Raw genomic sequence first — 2,438 nt, forward strand, 5'->3', positions numbered from 1 at the left:
CGCTGCCCACGGCTTCGACCTTCTGGGTCGTGATCGGCATCCTCGTGGTGCTGACGGTGGGGGCGTTCCTTCGGGCATGGACCTACCGTGCGCCCTCGCTGTGGCTGGTGATCGCGTTTAGCGTGCTGGCCGTGTTCGCGTTCCTCGTCTGGGCGGCCGCCGGCGGACTCGTGCCCGTCACGAGCCTGCTGTTCGGTGCGGTCTCGCTCTCGGTGCCCCTGGTCTTCGGAGCTCTCGGCGGCGTCATCGGCGAGCGCGCCGGCGTCGTGAACGTCGCGATCGAGGGGCAGCTGCTCCTGGGCGCGTTCTCCGCGGCGCTCCTGTCGAGCATCACGGGCAACCCGTTCGTCGGTCTCGTCGGCGCCATGATCGGCGGCGTCCTGGTGGCGAGTGTGCTCGCCGCATTCGCGATCAAGTACCTCGTCGAGCAGGTCATCGTCGGTGTCGTGCTCAACGTGCTCGTCACCGGTCTCACGGGCTTCCTCTACGGCGCGCTGCTCGCTCCGAACGAGGCGACGCTGAACAGGCCGGTGCGCTTCCCGCGCGTCGAGATCCCGGTGCTCAGCGACATCCCGATCATCGGACCGGTGCTGTTCAACCAGACGTTCATCGGGTACCTGATGTTCATCACCGTCGGCGTCGTGGCCTGGGGCCTCTACCGCACCCGGTGGGGTCTGCGGCTGCGTGCCGTCGGTGAGCACCCGCAGGCTGCGGACACCGTGGGCATCAAGGTGAACCCGACCCGGTTCTGGAACGTGCTGCTCGCCGGCGCGATCGCGGGCATGGGCGGCGCGTACTTCACCCTCGTCTCGGTCCCGCAGTTCGGAAAGGACATGACGGCCGGGCTCGGATTCATCGCCCTTGCCGCGGTGATCTTCGGACGCTGGGACCCGATCCGCGCCACGCTCGCGGCGCTGCTGTTCGGATTCGCCACCAACCTGCAGAACCTGCTGTCGATCCTGAAGACGCCCATCCCGGGTGAGTTCATGCTGATGCTGCCCTACGTGGTGACGCTGCTCGCGGTCGCCGGGTTCGCCGGGCAGATCAAGGCGCCTGCCGCCGACGGCAAGCCCTACATCAAGTCGTAGCCCTGCAGGGAAGAGAGAACATCGCAATGACGGACATCGACTGGGATGAGCTGCGCCAGGTCGCAACCGACGCCATGACCAAGGCGTACGCGCCGTACTCCCGCTATCGCGTGGGTGCGGCCGCCCTGGTCGGCGACGGTCGCATCGTGGCCGGCTGCAACGTCGAGAACGCCTCCTACGGCGTGACGTTGTGCGCCGAGTGCGCTCTGGTCGGCGACCTGCACATGTCCGGCGGCGGCCAGCTCGTCGCGTTCGTGTGCGTCAACAACGAGGGGCAGACCATCATGCCGTGCGGACGCTGTCGCCAGCTGCTGTTCGAGCACGCGATGCCCGGGATGCTGCTGGAGACCGTCTCCGGCATCCGCACGATCGACGAGGTGCTGCCCGACGCATTCGGGCCGCGCGACCTGGAGGAAGCACGATGACCGCTGCACAGGCTCAGGTAGCCATCGAACCGTTCGACGCGATCGATGTGATCCGCGCCAAGCGCGACGGCGGTGCCGTGCCGGAGCCCGCGCTTCGCTGGATGGTCGACGCCTACACGCGCGGCTACGTCTCCGACGCGCAGATGGCGTCGTTCGCGATGGCCATCTTCCAGCGCGGCATGGAGCGCGATGAGATCCGCGTGCTGACCGACGCGATGATCGCCTCGGGGGAGCGGATGAGCTTCGCCTCTCTCGGCAAGCGCACCGTCGACAAGCACTCCACCGGTGGCGTGGGCGACAAGATCACGCTGCCGCTCGCCCCGCTGGTCGCCTCGTTCGGCGTGGCCGTTCCGCAGCTGAGCGGTCGTGGACTCGGCCACACCGGTGGCACGCTCGACAAGCTCGAGTCGATCCCCGGATGGCGCGCCGCTCTCAGCAACGAGGAGATGTTCGCGCAGATGCAGGGCGACGTCGGTGCGGTCATCTGCGCGGCCGGCTCCGGGCTCGCCCCCGCGGACAAGAAGCTGTACGCACTGCGCGACGTCACCGGCACGGTCGAGGCGATCCCGCTGATCGCATCGAGCATCATGTCGAAGAAGATCGCCGAGGGCACGGACGCTCTCGTGCTCGACGTGAAGTTCGGATCCGGCGCATTCATGCAGGACATCGATCGCGCCCGCGAGCTGGCACGCACGATGGTCGCGCTCGGCACCGACTCGGGTGTCGCGACGACGGCGCTGCTGACCGACATGAATGTGCCGCTCGGGCTCGCGATCGGCAACGCCAACGAGGTCAGGGAGTCCGTCGAGATCCTCGCCGGGGGCGGACCGTCGGATGTGCGCGAGCTGACGATCGCCCTGGCACGCGAGATGCTCGCCCTCGCCGGGCAGCCGGATGCCGACGTGGAGCCCGCCCTCGATGACGG

General features: G+C 68.3%; 3 protein-coding genes. All 3 read left to right on the plus strand.

Going from position 1 to position 2,438, the window contains the following annotated elements; translation table 11 throughout:
• On the plus strand, positions 1–1,088 hold a 1,088-nt coding region (locus KZA10_RS12435; RefSeq protein WP_218683026.1), incomplete at its 5' end, for an ABC transporter permease.
• A 26-nt stretch (positions 1,089–1,114) separates the two neighbouring features.
• Positions 1,115–1,513: a cytidine deaminase gene (locus KZA10_RS12440; protein ID WP_017828470.1), complete on the plus strand. Its 399-nt coding sequence runs from the start codon at positions 1,115–1,117 to the stop codon at positions 1,511–1,513.
• On the plus strand, positions 1,510–2,438 hold a 929-nt coding region (locus tag KZA10_RS12445), incomplete at its 3' end, for a thymidine phosphorylase (protein WP_218683027.1). The genes KZA10_RS12440 and KZA10_RS12445, both read left to right, overlap by 4 nt.

This window comes from Microbacterium sp. BF1 (assembly GCF_019279095.1).
GTDB classification, from domain to species: domain Bacteria; phylum Actinomycetota; class Actinomycetes; order Actinomycetales; family Microbacteriaceae; genus Microbacterium; species Microbacterium maritypicum.

Bases quoted from the DNA above. Each gene is read 5' to 3' on its own strand.
- KZA10_RS12440 (WP_017828470.1), top strand. From the start codon at position 1,115: ATGACGGACATCGACTGGGATGAGCTGCGCCAGGTCGCAACCGACGCC.